Here is a 26,490-nt window from a genome sequence, read left to right as displayed (position 1 = left end):
GTTTAAGAGTGCTGCTGCTTGCGTTTATATTCGCTTGGGGTACAGCCGTATTTTGCCTTAAAAACGGTAGAGAAATAATTAGGGGTAGAGAACCCTACCATATAAGTGATCTCGGATATAGGCAGCCCCTCGTTTATCAGTAAATACTTCGCCTTTTTTAATCGCCGGTTCAAAATATAATCAGAAATGCTGCAGCCAAGCAATGCCTTAACCTTGCGGTAAAGCTGTATCCTCGAAATGCCTATCAGCTTGCATATTTCATCAACATTAAAGTTTTCGTTAGCCAGGTTTTGCTCAACAATACCGGCAAAATCATTCAGGAATTTTTTATCCAGGTTTTTTGATACCGGTACGCTGCTGCCGGTTACATCGCTCGTAAAATGCTCTTTGAGTATTATCCTGTTTTTGAGCAGGTTTTTTATAGTAGCCAGTAAGTGATCATAGTTAAAAGGCTTAACAATATAGGCATCGGCCATACTGGTCATGCCATCTATCTGTTGTTCAACACTGCTTTGCGCGGTTAGCAAAATGATAGGGATGTGCGACGTGCGCATGTCGGTTTTAAGGTTTTGGGTGATGTTTTTTCCTGATATGCTGGGCAATACCACGTCAGATATGATCAGGTCGGGCACGCGTTCAAATGTTTCTGTCAATCCGCTTGTTCCGTTATCGGCGGTAAATATTTCATAGGTTTCACCCAGTTTTTCTTGCAGGTAATTCAGCAGGTCCTTATTGTCTTCTATAATCAAAATAGATTGTTCTTTTGGTGTGCCAAATTGCTGCTCTTCGTTTTTTATAACGGGCTCTTCCAGGTCTGTAACATATATTTTTGCACGCTCCTCAATTTGGGCATGGTTTGTTTTGATATTTGCTTGTTCCTGTTGTTCAAGCTGGTCGCTCAGCAGCGGGAGTTTAATGGTAAAGGTGGTTCCCTGCCATTTTTTACTATTCACGGTAATGGTGCCATGGTGAAGCGTAACAATTTCTTTTGATAACGCCAGCCCCAGGCCCGAGCCCTTTGAAGCGCTGTTATCGGCCTGGTAAAACTGCTCAAACACATGTGCAACCTCTTCGGGCTCCATGCCTGTGCCGTTGTCCTGTACGGCTATATCAATGGTATCATCGTCGTTCTTATGCAGGCTGATGTGTATCCGGCCATTGTCATTAGTAAATTTTAAGGAGTTGGATATTAAGTTAAAGAACACCTTGTCGAGCAGATTGGCATCGTACCAAACCATAATACGCGGTTCACTGGTGGTTAGGGTAAGGCTGATGTTGCGTTTTTGGGCATTATCGCTAAAGCTGTTCATAATATCCCGCACAAACTCTACGATATTACTGAGCGATGAATTGATCTGCTGTTTATCATACTCAATTTTGCGGTAATCAATAAGCTGGTTTACCAGGCGCAATAGCCTGAATATGTTTTTATGGATGAGTTTTAGGCTTTTACCGGCAATAATATTCAACTTCTCATTACCCATCATATCTTCAACGGGCGAAAGGATCAGGGTAAGCGGCGTACGGAACTCATGCGATATATTGGTGAAAAAATTGAGCTTGGCTTCGGTAGCCACCTCGGCCCTGGCCGACATTTCTATCAGTTGGTTGCGCTGCAACAATATTTCGTTGTTTTTGGCTTCCAGGCTTTTATTGATCTTGCGGTTCTCCATCAGCGAGTAAAAGGCAAGTCCGCCAAATACAATGGCCAGCACCAGCGTTATGACAATAACATTCAGAATAACCTGCTGGTTATTGTAGATCTGGCGCTGTTCTTCCAATAATGATTGCTGCCGTTCAATATCTTTTTGCTGGCTATTGATCTTGCTCCATTGCAGTTTCATCAACTGTACGTTGGTGGAGTCAATTACCACTGATTGCAAAAGGTTTTCGCGCGTAAAAGATTCCTTGTTCAGTATCCTGAACGCCGTTGTGATGGCTTCTTTACCGCCGGTTGGATAAAGAAGGCTGGCATTAATTATTTTAGATGCCACCATTTGCAGCCCGCCGCCGTTGCCCGGCAAAGCATCCACACCCAATACCTTAACCCCTTTACTTATCTGAAGTTTATTAAGCACATCCCTCGTGCCCGATGCCATTACATCATTATGGGCAAATATGGCGTTTACGTTTTTTAAGGCAGGCTCAATTTTAATTAGCTGTTTTTGGGCATTTGCTTTCAGCCAGTCGCCATATACCTGTACCGTAATATGTATGCCTGGGTGTTTTTTTATGCCATCATTAAAGCCGCGGTCCCTTTCAATAGCAGGCGAGGAGCCCGGCAACCCCATCACCTCAGCAACGTTCCCTTTTCCTTTTAGTACCGATCCTAAATATTCGCCCGCCATACGGCCTATCTGGTAATTGTCGGCACCTACATAGGCTGTATACAAAGCCGATGATGTTTTACGGTCGATCACGATAACCGGTATGCCCTTATTATAAGTTTGCTCCACAATATCGGTAAGCGGTTTGGCCTCATTTGGCGAAATAATAAGCAGGTCGATGCCATCATCCAGCATTTTTTTTACCTGTTCTGTTTGTTTTTGGCTGTTGCCGCCGGCATCGGTATAAATAAATTTCACATCGGGATGCAATGACAGTTCCATCTTCATTTCATCAAGCATAGTGCGGCGCCACAGGTCTGACCCTATGCATTGTGAAAAACCTATGGTGTATTGAGATGTCTTGTCGGCCTTTTTACAGCCGACTGCCATGAGCATGACCATCACGATCAGCATGGCTTTCGTCAGCATGTTTTTAGCGTACCATTTAATTTGAAAAGTCATTAGCCCCCTTATTATAAAGGTGAAAAGTAATTTACAGGTTTATGTTACTGGTTTATGACGCCTTTTTTAAGGCTATTAAAGTAAAGGTATCAATAAATGCTTTTACAATACAAATACGCGCCCTGTTCAGAATTGTACGGCAGGCAACCCGATGTAACAAAACTGAAAGTAACAGGTAACAAAACCGAAGGTTTTGATTTTAATTTCGTGACTATAAAATTTATTTGGTTGATAATCAATTAGTTGTATAAGGTTTAATTTTTATACTTTTTTGGTACAAAATCAATAACGGGCGCCTGGCCAATTGACATACTTTGCGACAGTAAATCCAATAACACCTTTAGTATTTTATTATGAGAAAACATTCCGTCCTGGCTTGGTCCATGGTCGTAGCCCTGGGTGGCTTTCTGTTCGGGTTTGATACCGCTGTGATATCAGGCGCCGAAAAATCAATTCAACAATACTGGCATCTTTCGGCATTTGAGCACGGGCTTACCATTTCAATTGCTTTAATAGGTACTGTTATCGGGTCATTATTCGGCGCCAGGCCATCAGACGCTTTTGGGCGTAAAAACACGCTGTATTTTGTGGCCGCTGCTTATTTATTATCATCAATAGGTACTTCGCTTGCCGATAACTGGTACCTGTTTTTAATATTCAGGTTGCTGGGAGGTTTGGGAGTAGGCATATCATCGGTTACAGCCCCTATCTATATATCAGAAGTTTCGCCGGCCGACCGCCGCGGAAGGCTGGTAGGCTTGTTCCAGTTCAATGTGGTATTGGGCATATTAGTTTCCTATTTATCCAATTATCTCATCAGCCAGGGTGGCGAGGCCTCATGGCGCTGGATGCTGGGCGTGCAGGCTTTCCCTTCGTTGCTGTTTTTGGTGCTCATACGTTTTATACCAGAAAGCCCGAGATGGCTCATCCTTAAAAAAGGCGCAACTGCCAAGGCCCTTGAAATATTACGGGTGATCAATCCGCTTAATTGTGAGCAGGAACTGGAGGCCATCAAAAATTCTGAATTGAATGACGCCGGTAAAAGCGAAAACCTTTTTTCGGGCCAGTACAAAACGCCGGTGGTGCTGGCTATGCTTTTTGCATTCTTTAACCAGGTATCGGGCATTAATGCTATCATTTATTACGCGCCGCGCATATTTGAAATGGCCGGCCTGGGCGCTCATTCGTCCCTGCTTTCTACCGTAGGCCTCGGCCTCATCAATTTTATATTTACGCTGCTTGCCATTAATGTTATTGATAAGGTTGGCAGGCGTATGCTCATGCTGATAGGGTCTGTAGGGCTTATCAGTTCATTATTCCTGGTAGCCTTCACATTTTATTCGGGGCATGTAGGTGGTTTTGCCATACCCATATACATGATGGTTTTCATCGCTTTTTTTGCCTTTTCGCAGGGAGCGGTCATCTGGGTATTTATTTCAGAGATATTTCCGAACCAGGTACGTGCCAAAGGACAAACACTGGGCAGCTCAACGCACTGGATCATGGCGGCGCTCATCGCGTTTTGCTTCCCTTACCTGGCCGAAACACTGGGCGGGGCAACAACATTTTCCTTTTTCGGGGTCATGATGGTGCTTCAGCTGGTGTTCGTGTGGAAGTTTATGCCCGAAACCAAAGGGAAATCATTGGAGCAGATTGAAACAAACATGGTAATGCACTAAAAATATGATTATGAACGCACAAACCAATACGCTTACACCGGCCATTTGCTATGGCGAAATTCTTTGGGATGTTTTGCCAGACGGGCCGCAGCCCGGCGGGGCATTGCTCAATGTAGCATACCATTTGAATAAGCTGGGGGTACCAACCAGCCTGGTAAGCAAGGTGGGGAATGATGCCAACGGGCAAAAACTGGAAAACCTGCTTGATGACTGGGGCATAAAAAAGCATTTGCTTCAAATTGATAATGAACACCCTACCAGCCAGGTGCTGGCCAAAATGAATAATGGCAACGAGGTATCATACGAGATAGTTTTTCCGGTAGCCTGGGATTTTATAAATGACAGTCAGGGTATCAGCAGCCAGATAAAGCCTTCGACTTATCTGGTTTATGGCAGCCTTGCTTCAAGGAACAGTGTATCGCGCAATACGCTTTTTGAGCTACTGGAAAATGATGCTATTAAGGTATTTGATATTAACCTGAGGCCGCCCTTTATAAGCCGCGACCTGCTTGCCGACCTGTTGAGCAAAGCCGATATAGTAAAGTTTAACCAGGCCGAGCTGGAAATGGTGCAGGGGCTTTTCAGGGGTTCGTTCTGGAAGGAGTCTGAACAGGTTAAGTTTATACAGGACCATTTTAACATCTCCGAAATTGTGGTTACCAAGGGCGAGTTCGGCGCTTCATATTATAAGCAGGATAAAGCCTTTCATGTGGCCGGCCGCGAAGTTAAGGTTACCGATACCATAGGCAGCGGCGATTCTTTTTTAGCCGCGTTCATAGCAAACCATTACCTGGGCGAACAGCCTCAAACCATATTAAAAAATGCCATAGCCATGGGTGGGTTCATCGCCACCAAAAAAGGCGGCTGCCCCGATTACCAGTTAGAAGAGTACCTGAATTTCAAAATCCAAATATTTAAACAATAAAACCAAACACTAATTATGAGAAAATTATTACTAATTGCCTTTGTAATGCTCTTTATGGCATTGCAGGGGTTCGGGCAATCCCGGAGTATTACAGGGCGGGTAACCGATAAGTCGGCCGGCCCGTTAGAAGCTGTTACCGTTGTGGTAGTTGAAACACAAAAAGCCGCATTAACAGATAAGGACGGGAAGTTTACCATACAGGCTGTTAATGGGCAAACACTAAAGTTTTCATACATTGGCCTAAATACTCAAACGATTAAGGTAGCCGCCGATACCAAAAATATACAGGTTACGCTGGAAGGAAACTCCAACCTGAATGAGGTAGTTGTTACCGGTTATCAAAAAGAACGTAAGAAAGACATTACAGGAGCTGTTGCTGTTGTGAATGTAAGTGAAATTAAAGATATCCCCGTAGGTAACCCCATTAAAGCATTACAGGGCAGGGTACCCGGCTTGTTCATTACTTCAGATGGCTCTCCAAACGGAACCGCGACAGTGCGGGTACGCGGTAACACCACACTACCGCTGCCGGGCCTTCCGGGTAATGACCCGCTTTATATTATTGACGGTGTGCAAACCCAGCGTGGTTTACAGGAAATAAATCAAAGCGATATTGAGTCGATACAAATACTGAAAGATGCCGCATCGGCTTCCATTTATGGTTCGCGCGCTGCCGCGGGGGTAATTATTGTTACCACCAAAAAGGCAAAAGCCGGTTACAGCCGTATCAATTTTGATGCGTCGACCTCATTGCAGTTTTATACCACCAAATTAAAAACATTAAATACCCAGCAGCGCGGCGAGGCTTACTGGCGCGCGTCTGTAAATGATAAATTAGATCCAAACCTCAACCAGACCTATCAATACGACTGGAACAAAGATTACAACAATCCGGTACTTAACCAGGTGATACTGCCTGAGTTTTTGGATGCCGCCAAAACCATGAAGCCCGCCAATACCAACTGGTTTGATGAAATTGGCCAAACATCGGTTATTCAGTCATACAACATGTCGGTGGCCAATGGCAATGAAAAGGGCAATTCACTGTTTTCTGTAAGTTATTATGACAACAAGGGCGTAATTAAAGAAACACACGACCAAAAGATCACCGCGCGCTTTAACTCCGAATACAACTTTTTTAATAACCGTTTAAAGATCGGCGAAACCTTTACCGGCACTTATATGAAAGATGTACTGATCCCTACGGGCGATGTTACCAGTCTTTCGCAAATTGAAGAGCCTGCCGTTCCGGTGCACACCATTGACGGCATAGGCTGGGGCGGTCCCGGCCCGGGCATGGCCGACAGGCAAAATCCGGTTAGGCTTATTGAGGATAACAAACAGAACAAAAACAACTTTGGCCGCATACTGGGTAATGCCTATGCCGAGTTGAACATTATTAAAGGGCTAAACTTTCGTACCAGCATCTCTGCCGACTACAACGGTAATTATGCCCGTACTTTGCGTAAATCATACGTGTCGGGGTTTTTGTCAGACCCTACCAATTTGGTAAATACCAATGCCAATTATGAAGGCAACTGGATATTCAGCAACACATTAACCTATAATTTAAATAAAGGCAAACACAAGCTTGACGTTTTAGCCGGCCAGGAAGAGCTTAAATATATAAACCAGGGCTTTTACGGAACCAGGCAGGGGGTAGGCGAGGAAAATATTGATTATGCCTATTTAAGTTCAGGGTCAACCAATATTGATAATGGCGGCTCAGGCGGTAATTATTCCCTGCTGTCTTATTTTGGTAAAGCCAATTATTCGTATGATGATAAATACCTCGCGTCTGTTACGGTAAGAAGGGACGGTTCTTCCAGGTTTGGAGCGAATAACAGGTATGGTGTTTTCCCTTCAGTTTCGGTGGGCTGGCGTTTAAGTCAGGAAAGTTTTATAAAGGATAATATTTCGGCTGTATCTGATCTTAAATTAAGGTATTCTTACGGCCAGACGGGTAACCAGGCAAGTCCGTATTATGCTCCTTATACCCTTTACTCGGCCATTTACGGCGTTAATCACATTTTTGGCTATGAGTCCGGATCGGCTTATGATATAACCGGCGCGGGTACCGGTCAGCTGCCATCGGGCTTTACGCAAATACAACAAGGTAATGATAACCTGAAATGGGAAACCACCACACAATCAAACTTTGGTTTGGACTTTGGCTTGTTCAATAATACCATTACCGGATCGGCCGATTATTTTGTTAAGACCACTAAAGATATCCTGCTTACCCCGGCCTACCTTGCCGTTTTAGGCGAAGCGGGCAATCGCACTATCAACGCCGCGTCGGTACGTAATACGGGCTTTGAATTTTTGTTAAACTATAGCGGCAGGGTATCAAATGATCTTTCGTTTACCTTAACCGGTAACATAGCCGCATACCGCAACAAGATCACCAGTTTGCCACAGGACGCCATAGCTTCGTACCCGGGTAATGGAACCGACCAAACTATCCTGGGCCGGTCAGTTAACTCTATATACGGCTATGTTGCCGACGGCTTGTTCAAATCACAGGCAGAAGTCGACAACTCTGCCACACAGCCGGGTAAAGGTTTGGGCCGCATCAGGTACAAGGATTTAAATGGCGACGGTATAATTGATAGTAAAGACCAAAAGTTTTTAGGCACAACAGACCCCGACTTTACTTATGGCCTGAACGCTTCGATAAGTTTCCGCCAATTTGACCTGGTGTTCTTTTTACAAGGCGTACAGGGTGTTCAGGAGTATAATACTTATAAAGGCTTAACAGATTTTTCATCTATAGCGCCCGGCGCAAACTGGGGTATGAGAACGTTAAGCGCATGGACCCCGCAAAACCCAGGCTCCACCATCCCTGCATTAACCACTGTTGACAGGAATAATGAAGGCCGGTCCTCAACCTATTACATTGAAAACGGATCATATTTAAAATTAAGGAACATCCAACTGGGGTATAATCTTAAAGACGCGCTTAAAAGCATCAACGTTAAATCGGCAAGGATATATGTGCAAGCCAGTAACCTGTTTACCGTTAAGAGCAAGTCATATACCGCCACAGATCCCGAGAACCCCAATAATATTTACCCTATCCCTGTTATCGGCACCATGGGTATAAACCTTTCCTTTTAAATATTTAGAAAATAAAAGACATGAAAAGTAAAATATATATAGCAGCCATCATTTGTGTTTGCCTGCTGTCGTGCAAAAAAACACTCGATACCGTGCCCCAGGGTACAGCCGCGAGCAGTGATTTAAATACACCGGCCAATGTTGATAAAATGGTCATCGCAGCCTATTCGGCTTTAGGGAACGATGAATATATGACGCCATACAGCAGCATGTGGCCCTATGGCAGTATCAGAAGCGGCGATGCTTATAAAGGTGGCGATGGCCCAGGCGATATCAGCGAGTTTCATGGATATGAAACATTTTCGCTAAACCGTGTGGATTATGGCCCTACTGATGCGCTATGGTTTCGTATTTATGTGGGTATAGGCCGTGTGAATGATGCATTAAGCAGGGTGAACGCCATATCAGAAGCCGACTATCCTAATAAGACCATAAGGCAGGGCGAACTGCGTTTTTTACGCGGGCATTTTTATTTCCTGTTAAAGATTTTATTCAAATATGTGCCATATATAGATGAAAACGTTGCTAAAACTGATTATCCTACTATTTCAAACAGGGCACTAACCGATGATGCTTTATGGAAGAAAATTGAAGATGATTTTCGTGCCGGAGTAGCTGGTTTGCCAAAAACACAATCTGATATAGGCAGGGCCAACAAGTATGCTGCAGAAGCTTATCTGGCCAAAGCATTATTATATCATGCTTATACGCAGGATGAAAATAACAATGTGACGGGGATTGACCAGGCGAGGCTTACCGAAGTTAACAGCCTGTGCGATGATATTATCAACTCCGGCAGCTACTCGTTACTGCCCGACTTTGCCAACAATTTTCTTTCGCAATATGAAAATGGCAAAGAATCTGTTTTCGCTATCCAGTATTCAATAAATGACGGCACCCCGCAAGGTCGCGAAGATTTTGGCCACGAACTGGATTACCCGATGAACCAGGAATATGGCTGCTGCGGTTTTCACGTACCAAGCAATAACCTAATAAACGCTTTTAAAACAGATAATACAGGCTTACCCATGTTTGCCACCTATAATAACGCGGATGTTGAGCCAACCGGCGATTATAAAACCAACTCATTTGATCCGCGTATTGATCATACCGTGGCAACACCAGGGCACCCTTACAAATACAGGGCAAGCTTTATCTTTCAAACCTCATGGGCACGTGCACCGCAGGTTTACGGTCCGCATTTAAGCATGAAAGAAACCGTATTGCCTGATGATCCGGCCTTTAAAAAGTTCCCTCCGTTCATGTCGAGCGGGAAAAACTGGGCTATTATCCGCTATGCCGATGTACTGCTATTTAAAGCGGAGGCTTTGATTGAAATGGGAAGGCAGCTTGAAGCGGTGCCTTTGATAAACCAGGTTCGCCAGCGCGCGGCCAACAGCGAAACATTATTAAAACAAGCTAACGGAAGCGCGATATCCAATTACAAGATCGATATTTACAAACCGGGTGTTAATTGCACATGGTCACAGGATTTTGCAAGGCAGGCGCTTCGTTTTGAACGCCGCCTGGAATTTGCCATGGAAGGTTACCGCTTTTTTGACCTGGTGCGCTGGGGTATTGCAGCAGAATATATGAACAGTTATTTTGCAGTGGAGAAAACAAGGAAATCGCACCTGCAGGATGCGATATTTAAAAAGAACCGGGATGAATATATGCCGATTCCATTAAACCAGATCAATTTTAGTAAAGGATTATATAAACAAAACGCGGGCTGGTAAAATTACCGGGAAGCATTAGTAATAACCAGGGAAATTATTTTCCTGGTTATTACCTTTTAAGCAGGTTATTTTCAATTGTAAAAATTTTAGATATAATGGTAAAAGTTAATATTATCAGCGTGCTTTTTATCGCTTTGGCGTTAAGATCATTTGCCCAGGAAACCAAAGTTCCTACTCCGCAGTGGCGACCGGTTTATCATTTTTCGCCCCCGGCAAACTGGACAAATGACCCCAACGGACTAATATTTTTAAATGGCGAGTTCCAGTTATATTATCAGCACAACCCTTTTGAAAATAAATGGGGCCACATGAGCTGGGGGCATGCAACAAGCACCGATCTGGTACACTGGAAAAACCTGCCGGTAGCTATCCCTGAAGTGGTTACTCAAGATACCACCACCTGGATATACTCAGGATCGGTGGTTATGGATAAGGATAACACCAGCGGATTTGGTGTAAAAGGCAAAGCCCCGCTGATTGCTATTTTTACGGCCGACCAGCCAAAACAAAAAAAGGAATCGCAGTTTATAGCTTATAGCCTTGATAACGGGTTAACCTATAAATTATACTCCAACAACCCGGTATTGGATCTTAACAAAAGGGATTTTCGCGACCCTAACGTGTTTTGGTATGAGCCTACCAAGCAATGGATCATGACCGTGGCCATGGTTGATGAGCACATGGTACGCATTTACGGTTCAAAAAATTTAAAAGAATGGACAAAGCTGAGCGATTTTGGTCCGGCCGGGTATACAAAACATGGATGGGAGTGCCCGTCATTACTGCCGCTAACAGTTGATAACGATCCGGCAAAAATAAAGTGGGTGCTTTTTGTTTCATCGGGTGGCGAGCATGGCCCGTTAATGCAATATTATATTGGTGATTTTGATGGAACCACTTTTAAAAATAACAATGCGGATGATAAAGTATTGACTGTTGACTATGGCGATGCTTTTTACGCGGCCATAGCTTGGCGGGATGCACCGGGAAACAAAAAGATCCTGCTGGGCTGGCTGCAAAATGGCCGGCCTGAAACATATCCCTGGAAAGGGCAAATGTCAATACCTCATGACCTTACCGTAAAAACAACCGGCGAAGGGTTGAGGCTGTTTCAGGATGCGCCGGCAATGGTTAGCAAAAGTTTGTTGACCCGTGCAAAGGGCCGCGTGCTTTCTAAAAAGAGTGTCATTATTAATAACTCCAGTGTTACATTATCTAAAAAGGGGGCATTTGATAGCAATGCTATTTTAATAAACGCCGAATTCTTAACCAACGGATCAAAAAAGGTTGGTTTTAATGTTGCAGCACAAAATGGTGCCGGCAGTAATTTAAAAAAAGTAATTGTTGGTTATGATGTTGACAAGCAGGAGCTGTATGTTGATTGCAGTGCATCAGAAAAAGCCAATAAGCCGGTTGAAAACTTAGTTCAAACAGCCCCAATGAAGCCAAACAACGGCGCTGTGAGGATCAGGATTTTCTTAGACAAATCATCACTGGAAGTTTTTGGCAACGACGGGGAAAAGGTGATCTCCACCATGATCTACCCTGATAATGATGCTACCGGGCTTTCCGTATTTTCAGAGGGGAAAGCAATACTCAAAAACTTGAAAGTGTGGGACCTGAGGTGATAATAATATAAAAACCAATAATCATGAACCTGAAAAAGATATTTTTAATCTGCAGCTGCTTTTTTGTTGCCGGCCAGTTAAAGGGACAGGATAAAGATGCTGCATTTGTTGCCGACCCGCATCGCCCGCAGATCCATTTTTCGCCAAAGCAGCACTGGGTCAATGACCCTAACGGTATGGTTTATTACAATAACACCTACCACCTGTTTTTTCAATATTATCCATCGGGTACCACCTGGGGGCCCATGCATTGGGGACATGCGGAAAGTAAAGACCTTATACACTGGAAGGAGCTGCCCATAGCTTTATATCCCGATAGTTTAGGCTATATATTTTCTGGCAGCGCCGTGGTTGATTCAAACAATACCACGGGCTTTGGTAAAAACGGGAAAACACCATTGGTAGCTATATTTACGCACCATGACCCTGTGGGAGAAAAGGCAGGCAAGGAAAATTTTCAAAATCAAAGTTTAGCCTATAGTTTGGATGAGGGCAGCACCTGGACCAAATACACAGGCAACCCGGTATTAAAAAATCCGGGCATCCGTGATTTTCGCGATCCTAAAGTAATGTGGTATGCCCCGCAGAAGAAATGGGTGATGACACTTGCCACTAAAGACCATATTACTTTTTACTCGGCGCCTGACCTTAAAACCTGGAAAAAAGAAAGCGAATTTGGCCTTAAAACAGGGGCACACGGCGGCGTTTGGGAATGTCCTGACCTTTTTCCTTTAAAACTTAACGGGAAAACCTATTGGGTGCTCGTTGTTAACTTAAACCCCGGTGGACCCAACGGCGGCTCGGCAACACAATATTTTGTGGGTGGGTTTAATGGAAAAACATTCACCCCAATTGATACAGCTACCAGGTGGCTTGATTACGGCCCTGATGAATACGCCGGCATCACCTGGAGCAATACCGGCAGCCGTAAAATATTTTTAGGGTGGATGAGCAACTGGTTATATGCCAACCAGGTACCCACGGTGAAATGGCGCAACGCCATGACCGTTCCGCGCGAATTGAGCTTAAAACAGGTTAAGGGAAAGCTCCTGCTAACATCGGTGCCTGTAAGCGAACTTAACAATATCAGTTTAAATACACGTAGCAGAAAAAATTTGCTGGTGAAAAAAGTAACAGATATTACCGCCCTGGCCGGTAATGCCACCGGGCAATACCTTTTAAAAATGAATACAGCATCGCTTACTGATTATGCGATAACCATTTCAAATAACCTGGGCGAAGAACTGATTGCAGGCTATGACAAAAAAGCAAACCAATATTATATTGATCGTACAAAGGCGGGTAAAGATGATTTCCAGAAAGATTTTAATGGCCGGTTTGTTGCGCCGCGGTTAGCCACTGCAAATGGTTCTGATCTCACCCTGGTTATTGACGCCGCATCTGTTGAGCTTTTTGCCGATAAAGGACTTACGGTAATGACGGCTATTTATTTTCCAAACAAACCTTTTGATCATATATCTATAAAAAGCAATGGCGGGTTGCGTATAACCCGTTTAAAGCTTAGCGCATTGCGCACTATATGGAATAAATAAAGTTTGGGATTTTTGTTGATTTAAGCGCTTCCTGGTGAGAGGGAGGCGCTTTTTTTGTTATAAATATTAAAGCGCCGGCAATTTTATGGCTATGTTTGGTTTTATATCAGCCGGATGAGATAGGTGTTTATATAACGGGAACATGGTGGTTATGAGCATAATTATAGCGGTGTTCTTTAACAAAGACCTGAGGAATTTGAGGGCATGGGTTATTTGATTTTCTACCGTGCGTTTTGATATCCCAAGCTGATTGGCTATTTCGTCATTTGTTAAATTATCCATGCGGCTTAACCTGAAAATTTCACGGCAACGTTTAGGCAGATCATTTAATGATGCTTCAACCGAGCTTTCTAACTCTAAATAGGTAATATTTTCATCAGCCTCATTAATGCCCTGTGGCAAAGCTTTAACGTGTTCATAATCATCAACATAAAGTAAAGCAGATGATCTTTTAGCTTTCAGGTGTTTATAAACATGATACCTTGCAGCAGCAGTAAGGTAATTTTTAAAGCTGTTGATCTGGAATACATTCCGTTTTTGCCAAACATTTAAAAATATGTCCTGTACAATTTCTGAACAAGCTTCCCTGTCTTTTAAGTACGAAAAAGCGGTGCTGTAAACATTATCCCAATAACGTTCAAAAAGCGTTTCAAACGCTTTTGAGTTATCAAGCATTATAGCTTCCCATAACTCAGAATCGGAATAGTTGTTTAAAAACATATAATTGGTAAAATAAAATTAGACAAATTAATCCTGTAAATGAAATGTAATTATTACAATTAATGTCAAATGCGCTAAATGAAAAATAATTTTTTATTTCATGTGTGTGCCATGGCAAAAAAGTCTCTATACCTGAACAACCAGTTATTTTTTCATGACCCAGCAAGAATTTATAGATCTTTACGAGAGATTCGCGTCCGGCAATTGCACGCCTGAGGAATTAAAATTACTGGAAGAATATCGTGATGGATTTCAGCTGAAGGACTTGCCCTGGAATGCCGGCATGGGCGACAGAGAGGAAATCAAGAATGAAATACTGAAAAATTTAAACGAAAGAATCACTTCCCGGCCTAAAAAAAACTTTAAAAAATATTGGATCGCCGCGGCCGCCATTGCCGTTTTTGCTTTCAGCACAATATGGATGATCGAAAGAAAAGATCAAACTTTAACTGATACATCCAATAAAGTTTCATTGAACAAGAAAGGGCCCGTACTGCCAGGATTTAATAAGGCCACTTTAACACTTGCAGACGGCTCAAACATTGATCTTAACGATTCCAAAAAAGGGGTGCTTTCAAAACAGGGCGGCGCATCTGTTGGTAAATTAAATGATGGTAAAATAGCGTATCATGTAAAGGATGCTGGTGAAAAAGCACCAGTGGCCTCTTATAATACCATAACAACCCCGCGCGGCGGGCAGTACCAGGTGGTATTGTCTGACGGGACAAGTGTGTGGCTCAATGCGGCATCGTCCTTAAAATTCCCAACCGTTTTTACCGGGAACGAAAGAAATGTGGAACTAACAGGCGAGGCTTATTTTGAAGTGGCAAAAAATAAGAAGATGCCTTTTAAAGTAGCTGTCAATAAAATGAACATTGAGGTATTGGGGACACATTTTAATGTAAATGCCTATGCCGATGACGACGCTATAAAAACCACCCTGCTGGAAGGTTCGGTAAAATTATCAATTGCCGGTAGCCAGGCAATGTTAAAACCCGGGCAGCAGGCCACACTTGGACAGCAACAAAAATTTAATATCCAAACTATCAATACCGAAGAAGCCATAGCCTGGAAAAAGGGCTATTTTATATTTGACAATGAAAACATCCAAACCATCATGAAAAAGATATCGCGATGGTATGATGTTGAAGTTGTGTATAAAGGAAAGATAGATGAGCGGGATTTTGGCGGTACTGTTTCCCGGTTTGACAGCGTAACCGGCGTGTTGCGGTCATTGGAACTAACTGGTACCGTTCACTTTAAACTGGAAGGAAGGAGGATAACCGTTATGCCTTAAACTTACTTTTAAAGTATAAAATAGGTTACCAAATAAACCAGGAGCGATTGCGGCGCCCCCGGTTATAATAAATCTGCTTTGTTAAGCAGGTAAAAGGGTAACAATCAATTGTTTCTACAACCAATTTAATTAAACCTTTTTTCAAATGTATAAAGATAATATTGCATTTTCATGCAGGCGGATTCCCTGTGTGTCATTTAAAATTTTTAGGGTGATGAAACTTGTGCTAATTTTATTAATTACCACTATTATTCAGGCAAATGCCACTTCCAATGCCCAAACTGTAAGCTTAAATTTAAAAGATGCTTCCCTCAAAGAAGCTATCGAAAAATTAAGACAGCAAACGGGATATCATTTTTTGTATAAGATGGAGATGCTTAACGAAACTAAGCATGTTAGTCTGTCAGTTAATAACGAGCCTTTTGCGCAGGTGCTTGAAAAATGTTTTGCTGATCAGCCATTGACCTACACTATCAATCAAAACACGGTTGTTTTGCGGAAAAAGATCAATAATGTGAATGATCAGAAGCAAGCTGTAAAAGTTAGCGGAACGGTAACCGACGAAAAAGGCACGCCTCTTCCAGGAGTAAGTGTAAAAGTAAAGGGCACCACTGCCGGTATAATTACTGATGCCAATGGTAAATATAGTTTAACGGTTGATAATGCCAACGGTGTATTGGAATTTGCTTTTTTAGGATTTATTAAACAGGAAGTGCCCATTAATGGTCGCACCGAAATCAATGTAAAGTTGCAGGAAGCCCAAACCGCGTTGAACGAAGTAGTGGTAATAGGGTATGGAACGGTGAGGAAATCTGACCTTACAGGTGCTACCGCATCAGTAAAAGGCTCAGACATAAAGGCTCAGGGTGTAAGCGATATTACCCGGTCATTACAAGGTAAAATGCCGGGTGTAACTATAGAGTCTGCCGGTGGTGATCCCGGGGCCGGAACCCGGATCATGATCAGGGGTGTTGGTACATTAGGAAAAGGAGACCCATTATATATTGTTGATGGTGTGCCAACGGCCAGTATCAACTACCTTAACCAGGTTGATATTGAATCAATTGACGTATTAAAAGATGCTTCTGCCGCGGCCATATATGGTTCAAGGGCAGCAAACGGTGTGGTATTGGTTACTACTAAAGCCGGTAAAAACGGTGCGCCTGTAGTGCAGTTTACCGCAAATTATGGTAAGCAAAAAATAGGTAAGGAGATTGACGTTTTAAATGCACAGGAATGGGCCAATGTTAGTAACGCGGCTCATGATAATGCGGGCTTACCACGGCTTGATATTGCTAAAAATCCACAAACTTTAGGCGTGGGTACCGATTGGCAGGATGCCATATACAGAACAGCTCCTGTTCAACAGTATAATATGCTCGTAAGCGGAGGTAGTGAATTTACTAAATACAGTGTTTCCGGCGGTTATAATGATCAGCAGGGAATTGTGGATGTAACCGGTTATAAACGTTATAATTTACGTGTAAAAACCGAAACTACCAAAGGGCGGTTGAAGTTTGGCGAAACAGTGCTGTTATCGCGCGAGAAATTTATTACCATGCCTGGTGGCTGGGGTGGCCAGGGTGGTAACCCGGTAGGCTCAGCTGCAAAAATGATCCCGGTATTTCAAATTTATGATCCTACAGCTTTGGGCGGTTTCGCAGGTGCTTATGGCCCAGTGGTTAACGTTGCTAACCCGGTGGCCCAGTTAAACCTGGAAAACATTAACCGCGAGTTTACAAACATCATAACTAATGCTTATGGCCAGGTAAACCTTTTGCCCGGTTTAAACTATAAATTGAACCTGGGTTATACCAATGGCTTTACCAGCAGGTATGATTATGCTAAAAGATATGCCGTTGGTACCCTGTTCTCTCATCCAACTAATGATATTAATTTGAGCAAGGATCAAACGGTATTGGTTCTGTTAGAAAATACACTGAATTACGATAAACATATAGGTAAACACAGTATACAGGCTTTGGCTGGTTATGCGTACCAAAGCACCAAGTTTAATTATACTGCGGCAGGCAGAACAGATCTGCCTGATGGAATTGACCAGATAGATGCCGGCGCAGGTATATCTACCACTGCTGGTAACAAAACCGAAAGTAATTTGGTATCGATATTTGGAAGGGCCATATATTCTTACGATAACCGTTACCTGCTAACCGCCAGTTTCAGGCATGACGGTTCGTCAAGGTTTGGAAGCGCTCACCGTTACGGCGATTATCCTTCCATAGCTTTGGGATGGAATATTTCAAATGAGCGTTTTTTTGAATCATTAAAAAATACATTTTCAACTTTAAAATTAAGGGCAAGTTACGGTGTGCTGGGTAATCAGGAAATTTTAGATTATCAGTACAGTGCTGCCATCGCGTCAAATATAAATTATGTTATTGGTGCCGATCAGCAAAAATGGTTCGGAGCCATTCAAACAGCCTTTTCTTCTCCCAACATTAAATGGGAAAGCACCAAAACTTCAAATATTGGTATAGATGTAGGCTTTTTTCAGGATAGATTGAATGTAACCGCCGATTATTTTATTAAAAAGACCTCCGATCTACTGTTAAACGTTCCTATACCCGGCTCAGCAGGAGCTATATCAAACCCGGTAGTAAATGCAGGCGATCTGCGTAATAAAGGGATTGAGGTTGGTGTTAATTTTAACGACCATATAGGCAAATTAAACTATGGCGTTTTTGGTACCATAAGCGCGGTGAAAAATAAGGTAATTGCACTTGGTACAGGTTCACAGCAAATTTTTGGCGGCCAGCCAACCCATCACGGGGCTTCAAGCACCCTTACCGAAGCTGGCGGCTCAATAGGCTCTTTTTACCTGATAAAGGATATTGGCATATTTAATTCACAAGCCGAAGTTGATGCCTATTCTAAAAATGGTAAGCTGATACAGCCAAACGCTGCTCCGGGTGATGTTAAATTCCAGGATACCAATAATGATGGGCAGATAAATGATAATGATAAAGTTAACTCGGGCAGTCCGTTCCCTAATTTTGAGTACGGCTTTGGCATAAACGCGTCTATGTATGGTTTTGATATCAACATGTTTTTTCAGGGTTCTCAGGGTAACAAAATCTACAATGGCTTAAGGCAGGATCTGGAAAGCACAAACCTTGATTTTAATTATTCCAAATCAATGCTTGACGCCTGGACACCTACTAACCACTCTAATACTCCGAGAGCGATTACCAGTGATCCTAACTTTAATAACCGTACATCAAGCCGTTTCCTGGAAGATGGTTCTTATTTACGAATGAAGACTTTGCAAATTGGATACACCTTAAATAATGCATTGGCAAAGAAAATGAGGATAACTTCTTTACGTATTTATGCGAGTGCCGATAACCTTTTTACAATAACAAATTATACCGGTTTTAACCCTGATTTGGGCAGAGGCGGAACTAATCAGCTGAATATTCTTGACCGGGGTGTAGATTTTGGACATGTGGCTTATCCGCTGGCCAGAACCATATCTCTGGGTGTTCAATTGTCATTGTAATTCACAAGCGCTATTAAAATTTAAATTATGAAAAATTTAATAATCATATTTTGCATAGCTGCTATAGTTTGCAGCTGTAAAAAAAGCACATTAGAACTTCAAAATCCCAATCAAATAACTGCGGAAACTTTCTGGAAAACCGAAACCGATGTACAAAGCGCCTTTGCTGCTACCTATGGACTGTTAAGAGACGTAAATGGTGGTTTTTGGGGTGTAAGGGGTATTGAACTTGGTAACGGGCGCGGCGACGACTTTTTTATCAGGAACGATGTGGCCGACCTTTATAAGCTGTCGACATTTACTAACACGCCAGATAACGGACCAGCCAATGACCTGTGGAATACATCATTTCGTGCTATTTTCAGGGCAAATCAAATATTGGCTAATATTGACAGGGTTACTACTTTAGATGCCAACGCTAAAAAGGCCTATGTAGCTGAGGCCAAGTTTCTGCGCGGCTTAAATTATTTTATTTTAGCTATAAACTTTGGCGACGTTCCTTTGATCGTTTCTGTTCCCGCAACAACAGATCAATATTTTACAGCCAAATCACCGGAAGCTGATATCTGGAAACAGGTAATTGCAGATTTTACCGCGGCTGGTGCAGATCTGCCGGCTTCTTATCCTTCACAATGGATTGGCAGGGCAACTAAAGGTGCCGCGCTGGCATACCTTGGCAAGGCTTACGTTTATACTAAAGCATGGGCCAATGCAGAAACCACGCTGAAACAGGTAACAACCATGTCATATCAATTGATGCCTAATTATGGCGATAACTTTGTTGCAGCAAAAAAGAATAATCAGGAGTCGGTTTTTGAAATTCAGCTGGCAGATGTTGGCGGAACTAACCCCTGGGCAGGTGAAAACGCGAATCAGGCTTTAGGAGTTACCACCGCGCAGGAGTTTGCACCATCTGAAGTAAGCGGATGGTTTGAGGTGAGCCCTACAGATAAACTTTTTAATGAGTTTAAGAAAGAAAAAACAACCGACAATGATTTTGATCCGCGGATGTATGCTACCTTGATTTGGGATTACCCCGGAGCTACTTTTTACAGGAAGCCGTTTAGCAGTTTCGCACTGGTGTTTGGCTACCATTCTATGTTCAAAAAATATCAGAACTATGACCAGGTTAACGAGCTTACAGGATCAAGCGGCGCATCTGATTATGCCTCAAGCAATAATGAAAGGGCCTTACGTTATGCGGATGTATTGTTGCTGCTTGCCGAGTCATTAACCATGCAGGGAAAAGTGCAGGAAGCATATCCTTACGTAAAACAAATAAGGGACAGGGCCAAGCTTGCTAATTTACCTGGTGGATATTCTCAGGACCAGATGATGGCCGAGATCATGCACCAGCGGATGATTGAGTTTGCCCGTGAAAACCAACGCTTTTATGATCTGAAACGCTGGGGTAAACTGGCGCAGGAGATTGCTAATAGTGATAAAATTGGCAAGCAATTTTTTGTGGCCGGTAAGTATGATTACTTCCCAGTTCCGCAAAATGAGCTTAACAGTAACCCTAAAATGAAACAAAACCCGAATTGGTAACAGGGGTATTATAATTGATAACCCGGTTCCCTTTCTTCAACTGAAAGGGGCCGGGTTATTGTTTATAATTTCAAATTGCATGAATGATCAAAAAGATGACCCTTGTTTCAACGGTTATTGATAAGTGCTAATTAGACTTAAGTTTTAGTTTTCTAACCACCAATTGCCCTATCTCCCTTCCCTGTACATTACCAACTATGCAGGCATTTTTAAAATGAATACCCCCATATACCCTTGACATACCTGCTGATTTGGCAGCTTCCCTGAAAGATTTAAAAGATAACGGTTCAATTCCAAATTCCATTTCAGATGAATCAGTATAAGCAAAGTGATCGCCAAATTTACTGGTAAGCACTTCGGCTGCTGCCGATGAAATTACGGCGTGCCCGCTGCTGTATTCAGGAAATGGCGGCGTTTGAATATATGGGCGCCAATCTGCATTCATGTATTTGGTAATAATTGTTTCGGGCCGCACATAGTTGGAGCGGTATTTTAAATACCAGCAATTTATAAAGGCATCAAATAAGGCAATAGACGTTTGAGTATATATGCTTACAGTTGTGTTAAAATCCGTTTGTTTAGCCTTTGTAGCTATTCCCGTAATATTCATCCAGTGGCCCCCTGGCGAAAACTTTTTAGTGGCAAATGAGGCATGGCCAACTACATTTAATTTAAAAGCGTTATCATCCCAAAAATCGGCCTGGTGCTTTTGCTCTTTGGTTAAACTGTCAACGATAACTTTTACCTCAAGTGCCTGCCTGTAAAATTTGCTATTCTTGTCTTTTATATTGAATGGTGGCGGATCAGGCGGAATGAATTGCGCGGTTGAGTCAAGTACCATTGGCCTTATCTCGCCCCAGTGTGCTTCCAGAGCCTGAGCATACATAGGCGGGGTTGGTATCCAACGCCCATCCTGTTGTTTTACAGTATACTTACTTGCCGAGCGCGTTTGGGCATAATGATCGCCCTTGCTCCATTTTAGTATGAACTTAGCTATCTTATTGGCATAGTTTACGGAGCCCTCAAACAAGTCAGAAGGCATTCCGGCGTTTTTGGCCTTTTGTTTCAGGCCGTCAACATATTGGTCCATACTGCCTTCGGGAAATGTTACCGCGTTGCCAACATAACAAAAGGCCAGGAGGGAGGCAAACTGATAATCTACAGTGGTATCCTTTGCGGGTCTGGGTGTTGAAGGCAAGTGTTTAATTTGTCCCGATAATGACCGGTAATGTTCGGGGTCGCCCGCGGCTATAACTTCATAGGCCGCAATATTGGCATATACATAATTACGTGAGGCCGTAACCGGAGGGAAATTATTCTCTAATACAATATCATTTAATTTTTTTACTGTAATTCGGTATAAATCAGGATTATGTAAAACTTTTTCATAGTCGGGCTTTTTGCAGGATACAAACAGGCACAATACTCCTGCAATACAAAATAGAAAGGGTCTCATAATTTTAAATATAGCTTAAAGAGCAAGCGGATATGAAGTTAAATCCGCCGGTTTTTTACGTTGATCAACAGCCAATATAAGTTTTTTTTGCTAAAGCTAACGCATGTGACCACCTGTTTTTTTAAGCTAAATTAATACTGTTTAATTGTAATAGGTTATTGACTATTTACCGCCTAAATGCTAAACTAATGGCCTAATATTAGTAAATTTAGCATCCCAATTGTATATGTTTTTATAACCCAAATGAAGAAAATCATTCTTGTAATTTTAGCTATCGTTTTAATTATCACAACAGGCATTTATATCATAATTCCCTCATCGTTACAAATAACCAGCCAGGTAGTCATTGATGCATCAGATGTAATTGCTTCCAAGTTTTTAATTCGGGAAAATGGGTGGGACAAATGGTGGCCTGGTACTAAATTAAATGATAACAGGTTTAGTTTTAACAAACTGCAATTTGATATTGATAAAATAACCAACAGCGCAGTAAATCTGTCGTTCCAGCAAAACGGATTGAAATTTGGCAGTAGCATTACTTATATGTCAAGTGCTGATGGTATGGTGAGGGTAACCTGGTACGCGCAAACTAAAAGCAGTAATAACCCGGTGCAAAGGATTGCCGATTATATGGAGGCACGTCACATTGAGGAGCAGAATACCAGGATATTGCTTCACTTAAAAAGCTTTTTAGAAAACATTAAAAATGCCTATGGGTATAATATATATATAAGCAAGGTAAAAGACCCGGTTTTGCTTACTTCAACAACTACCTTTAATAGTTATCCTGATATGCAGCATATTTATAAGATTATACTGGGGTTAAGAGAGCAGGCGAAAACTCAGGGAGCATTGGAAACAAACTTTCCGATGCTGAATGTTAACGTAAACGATGAAAAACAGTTTGAAACAAGCCTTGCCATTCCAATAAATAAGGTGATAAATACTACCGGAAACTCATTTATAAATCAAATGGTGCCCGGTGGTAATTTACTGGTAGCTGATGTTAATGGCGGGCCTAATACCATTAAAGACGCGTTTGCCCAGGTAAAAGTCTTTATGAAGGATCATCGGCTAATATCACCAGCTATGCCCTTTGAATCGCTTATTACCGATAGGTTAGCAGAGCCGGATACCTCTAAATGGAAAACAAAAATATATTACCCTATATTTTAATTAACGGGTTACCAGCATTAACCTGCCATCGTAGGTAAGTACAAGGTAGTTTGTTGACGTGGTTTGTTTAATGGTTGACAGGAAGGTGAGCTCCTGAGAATTAAAAGCTGCGTTTACCAAATAACAGGGTGCGCTAAAATCTTTCCTGGTTTTATCATAGCGTAAAGTGGCCAACCCTAACGCATCATATTTCCCTTCATATGGAACTACTCCCCAAAAGTTACCATTTATCAATATTTCATCTGATTTAGCATCAGGTTGGATAATGGACCGGATAGGGGCCTGCTGATAAAGATAAGGCAGTTCCTTTAATGATCCGGAGTGCATTACATCGCTTATAAATATGCTGTTAAACTGGTTTGCAGTTAAACGTTCATTTTCGTTCAGCTTGTCTTTAAATACCTCGGCCGTGGTCTTATCTGCCATTTTTTGATAGCTCAACCATTCTTTTTTAAGATAGGGGAGCTCCTGCTCCAAATCATTTTTGGGCCTGAAAGGATAATACTGCCCTTTATAAAAATAGGAAAGGATCAAATCTTCTTTACCGTCATTATCAAGATCGCTGTTATAAGCGTAGAGTGGCTGGGTTGCCGTTACGTTGTATTTATTATTTATACCCCAGTTGCCAGCCAGCAGGTCGGCTTTGCCATCATGGTCAATATCAGTTACAATTGCCGATTGCCACCAGCCTTTTTCGTTATCCAATACAGGCGTTGAGAATCTTTTTAACGTTTTGCCATCATTTAAAAACAGGTAAACCGGCTGCCATTCTGCGGTTATTACAAGGTCCGGTTTGCCATTATGGTCTGCGTCTGCTGTCGAAATGCTGGTTATGCAGGGAATATCTGTTATTGCTGCATATTTATTACCGGTACTTGTTTCAAAATCGCCGTTCCCCTTATTTATTAAAATGGTTGAAGGGATCTTTTCTGTATAGTTTCTGAATGATGTACTGGCGGTTAGTAAAATATCATTTAAGCCATCGTTATTAAAATCAAAAACCGCGACTTTTGATACGGCGCTGCTAAGTTTTGGCAGCGGCTTGTATTCAAACTGAAAGTTCCCTTTGTTGATATATAAACGTGGCGGAAACCTTTTCTCAGCTTCAATAAACGGGTGATTCGAGCTTAACACGATCAGGTCTGCTTTGCCATCGTTATTTACATCGGTCCACACAGCCTGTGTGTCACCATATTCTAAAAATGGTTTAAATTGTGAAACAGCAACCTTATTAAACCCGCCGCTTTTATTTCCTGCCAGCAAGTATTTTTCTTCACCTGCTGTACCACCTACGTAAATATCGTCAATGCCATCATTGTTAACATCGGCAATTGCCACAGCTGGGGTATGCGGCAAATAGCTGTGAGGCAGTAGTCCATAGTAGTTAAAATCGGGAGTGTCAAAAGTCTTGACACTTGCCAGTAGTTTTGCCTGGACTGGTTTGTACTCAGCTTGCTTGCTGTTACTTATAAAATCATTGATTACGGATGATACGTTATTGCCGGGCTTTACCTGGCCGTTATTATAAACTATTGTGCTTTTTTGATTTTTTTTGAAATTTTTGATGATCTGCCAGGTATTATCCGGCCATACAATCAAAAGTTCAGCCGGCTTGTCGCCCGGTAAAAAAGTAAACAGTAAGTCGGTACTTAAGTTGCTTTCATAAGCATTGCTGGTTTGAATTTCCTGATGGTCCAATTGCTTGCCTGATCTCAGGAAAAATTTGGTGCCTATTCCATCGGGGTTTGTCTTAATATATTTTACCGAGTACTTTAAATAATCAGGCCTGGTTTTCTGATTGGTTTCTATCGTTGTGTTTTTATATATGAAAGCCGCTTCATCCATGTTATTGGTCACTATCTCCTGGTCGCCGTCATTATCCAGGTCAACAGCTACCGCGCCCGCTGATATGGATGGCTGCTGCATATCATTACTAAATGATATATCTGAAAATTTAAGCTTATCGTCACCATGATAAAAAAAGTTATGCACGGCGCCATCCGGCATCATGTTCACCTTGTCTTTATCAAATACACGGTTTGTTTTATAATCCTGCATAACATTAGGGTCACCCAGGTATTTGAGGTAATCCATATCATTAAGCCGTTTTTTTATTCCGTTCGAAAAAAACATGTCTTTGCGTCCATCCATGTCAAAATCCTGTACCAGTGGGGACCATGTCCAGTCTGTTGCTGATACGCCGCTGTACAAACTCATGTCAACAAATTTGTTTCCATTGGCCACATTAAGCTGTAAGCAGTTTTTTGAATACTGATAATAATAACCTGCGTTCACTTCCTGGTTATAGATATCCAACGGCTCGTCATTAATGGTTGATTTTAATGCCTTCATATCCTCAGGCAGCATATCAGTGGTAAGTACATCAAGACGCCCGTCCTTATTAATATCGCTTAGGGTGTTACCCATTGAAAACAAACTGGTATGACCAAATGCGCTTTTAAGCTGCTCCTTAAAAGTTCCGTTATGCTGGTTAATGTAATAGTAGTCCTGTTCAAAGAAATCATTGCTTACATATATATCGTCCCACCCGTCATTATTCAAATCGCCAATACTTAAACCCAGGCCATAGCCAATAGGGGCACTGTAAATGCCCGATTGCCGGGTAACATCGGTAAAATGCCCGCCATCATTATGAAACAGGTGATCGCCTGCATCATGGCTGTACTTAAACCTCAGGGTTGAGTCGCCATAAGTATCATTGCTGTGTACCGACGATGTAAGCAGGAACATATCAAGCTTGCCATCCTTATCATAATCAAAAAAAGAAGCCTGGGTAGACAGTCCTGCAAAATCAAGACCATATTTAGCGGCGCTTTCCGTAAAAGTAAGATCGCCGTTGTTGATATAAAGCTGGTTCTTCCCTTTAAAGGTCTTATAGCCCGATACTGTTGTTACGTAAATATCCTTAAATCCGTCGCCGTTTATATCAACCACAGTTACACCGGTTTTCCAGTTACCCGTACCGGCAACTCCTGCTTTAGCGGTAATGTCTTCAAAATGGAGTTTGCCTTTATTAAGATAAAGCTTATTAGGGCCCTGGTTTGATACAAAATACAGGTCGGGCAAGCCGTCATTATTAAAATCGGCAGCGGCGACACCAGCGCCATTATAAAAATAAAGGTAGTCCAGTATGTTAACAGAATCGGTTACCGTGTTTTTGTTTACAAAGTTTACACCGGTTTCAGTTGCCGGCAGCAGCCTGAAAACACTTTTATCTGGTTTGGGTTGTTTACAAGCGTTCAGGCAGATAACACCGGCACATAAAAAGCCGTAAAAACCGTTTGTTAAAAACTTAATATATTTTTTGTAGATCGGCATT

General features: G+C 42.2%; 14 protein-coding genes. 10 read left to right on the top strand and 4 right to left on the bottom strand.

Annotation, left to right across the window (positions count from 1 at the left end):
- Nucleotides 1–2: 2 nt before the first annotated feature.
- Nucleotides 3–2,789: a substrate-binding domain-containing protein gene (locus J2W55_RS24200; RefSeq protein WP_310102525.1), complete on the bottom strand. Its 2,787-nt coding sequence runs from the start codon at nucleotides 2,787–2,789 to the stop codon at nucleotides 3–5.
- 353 nt (nucleotides 2,790–3,142) lie between these two features.
- Here J2W55_RS24200 and J2W55_RS24195 point away from each other — a divergent pair, with 353 nt between their 5' ends.
- The 6 genes from J2W55_RS24195 to J2W55_RS24170 all read left to right on the top strand — a co-directional run bounded on the left by J2W55_RS24195 (nucleotide 3,143) and on the right by J2W55_RS24170 (nucleotide 13,433).
- A complete protein-coding gene (locus tag J2W55_RS24195; RefSeq protein ID WP_310102523.1) occupies nucleotides 3,143–4,468 on the top strand; it encodes a sugar porter family MFS transporter in 1,326 nt (441 codons plus the stop codon).
- A gap of 10 nt (nucleotides 4,469–4,478) precedes the next feature.
- Nucleotides 4,479–5,393: a carbohydrate kinase family protein gene (locus J2W55_RS24190; RefSeq protein ID WP_310102520.1), complete on the top strand. Its 915-nt coding sequence runs from the start codon at nucleotides 4,479–4,481 to the stop codon at nucleotides 5,391–5,393.
- A 15-nt stretch (nucleotides 5,394–5,408) separates the two neighbouring features.
- Nucleotides 5,409–8,513: a SusC/RagA family TonB-linked outer membrane protein gene (locus tag J2W55_RS24185; protein WP_310102518.1), complete on the top strand. Its 3,105-nt coding sequence runs from the start codon at nucleotides 5,409–5,411 to the stop codon at nucleotides 8,511–8,513.
- A gap of 20 nt (nucleotides 8,514–8,533) precedes the next feature.
- The gene (locus tag J2W55_RS24180) at nucleotides 8,534–10,252 is read left to right on the top strand and encodes a RagB/SusD family nutrient uptake outer membrane protein (protein ID WP_310102514.1); all 1,719 of its coding nucleotides are present in this window, start codon (nucleotides 8,534–8,536) and stop codon (nucleotides 10,250–10,252) included.
- A gap of 95 nt (nucleotides 10,253–10,347) precedes the next feature.
- Entirely contained in the window at nucleotides 10,348–11,880 is a 1,533-nt protein-coding gene (locus tag J2W55_RS24175; protein ID WP_310102511.1) for a glycoside hydrolase family 32 protein, read from the top strand.
- A 23-nt stretch (nucleotides 11,881–11,903) separates the two neighbouring features.
- Nucleotides 11,904–13,433 (top strand): glycoside hydrolase family 32 protein, encoded by a 1,530-nt coding sequence (locus tag J2W55_RS24170; RefSeq protein ID WP_310102508.1) that lies wholly within the window; start codon nucleotides 11,904–11,906, stop codon nucleotides 13,431–13,433.
- Between the two features lie 66 nt (nucleotides 13,434–13,499).
- Here J2W55_RS24170 and J2W55_RS24165 read toward each other — a convergent pair whose 3' ends face one another.
- On the bottom strand, nucleotides 13,500–14,153 hold the full coding sequence (locus J2W55_RS24165) for an RNA polymerase sigma factor (RefSeq protein WP_310102505.1): 654 nt from the start codon (nucleotides 14,151–14,153) through the stop codon (nucleotides 13,500–13,502).
- A 154-nt stretch (nucleotides 14,154–14,307) separates the two neighbouring features.
- Between J2W55_RS24165 and J2W55_RS24160 the strand changes: the two genes are divergently transcribed.
- From J2W55_RS24160 to J2W55_RS24150, 3 genes are all read left to right on the top strand, one after another.
- Nucleotides 14,308–15,450 (top strand): FecR family protein, encoded by a 1,143-nt coding sequence (locus J2W55_RS24160; RefSeq protein ID WP_310102502.1) that lies wholly within the window; start codon nucleotides 14,308–14,310, stop codon nucleotides 15,448–15,450.
- Between the two features lie 214 nt (nucleotides 15,451–15,664).
- The gene (locus tag J2W55_RS24155) at nucleotides 15,665–18,970 is read left to right on the top strand and encodes a TonB-dependent receptor (protein WP_310102499.1); all 3,306 of its coding nucleotides are present in this window, start codon (nucleotides 15,665–15,667) and stop codon (nucleotides 18,968–18,970) included.
- A gap of 27 nt (nucleotides 18,971–18,997) precedes the next feature.
- Nucleotides 18,998–20,518, top strand: coding sequence for a RagB/SusD family nutrient uptake outer membrane protein (locus J2W55_RS24150; protein ID WP_310102496.1), 1,521 nt, complete (start codon nucleotides 18,998–19,000; stop codon nucleotides 20,516–20,518).
- A gap of 127 nt (nucleotides 20,519–20,645) precedes the next feature.
- Here the strand turns inward: J2W55_RS24150 and J2W55_RS24145 are convergent, their stop codons facing one another.
- Complete coding sequence (locus J2W55_RS24145; RefSeq protein ID WP_310102494.1) at nucleotides 20,646–21,974, bottom strand: vanadium-dependent haloperoxidase; 1,329 nt, start codon at nucleotides 21,972–21,974, stop codon at nucleotides 20,646–20,648.
- A gap of 243 nt (nucleotides 21,975–22,217) precedes the next feature.
- On the opposite strand from J2W55_RS24145, the gene J2W55_RS24140 reads away from it, so the two are divergent.
- The gene (locus J2W55_RS24140; protein WP_310102492.1) at nucleotides 22,218–23,150 is read left to right on the top strand and encodes a GyrI-like domain-containing protein; all 933 of its coding nucleotides are present in this window, start codon (nucleotides 22,218–22,220) and stop codon (nucleotides 23,148–23,150) included.
- Here J2W55_RS24140 and J2W55_RS24135 read toward each other — a convergent pair whose 3' ends face one another.
- Complete coding sequence (locus J2W55_RS24135) at nucleotides 23,151–26,489, bottom strand: FG-GAP-like repeat-containing protein (protein ID WP_310102490.1); 3,339 nt, start codon at nucleotides 26,487–26,489, stop codon at nucleotides 23,151–23,153.
- Nucleotide 26,490: the final 1 nt, after the last annotated feature.

The sequence above is a fragment of the Mucilaginibacter pocheonensis genome (genome assembly GCF_031456535.1).
In the GTDB taxonomy this organism is placed as follows: domain Bacteria; phylum Bacteroidota; class Bacteroidia; order Sphingobacteriales; family Sphingobacteriaceae; genus Mucilaginibacter; species Mucilaginibacter pocheonensis.
Note: the sequence above shows the minus strand (reverse complement) of the source record. Positions and strands in the feature narration are given on the sequence as shown.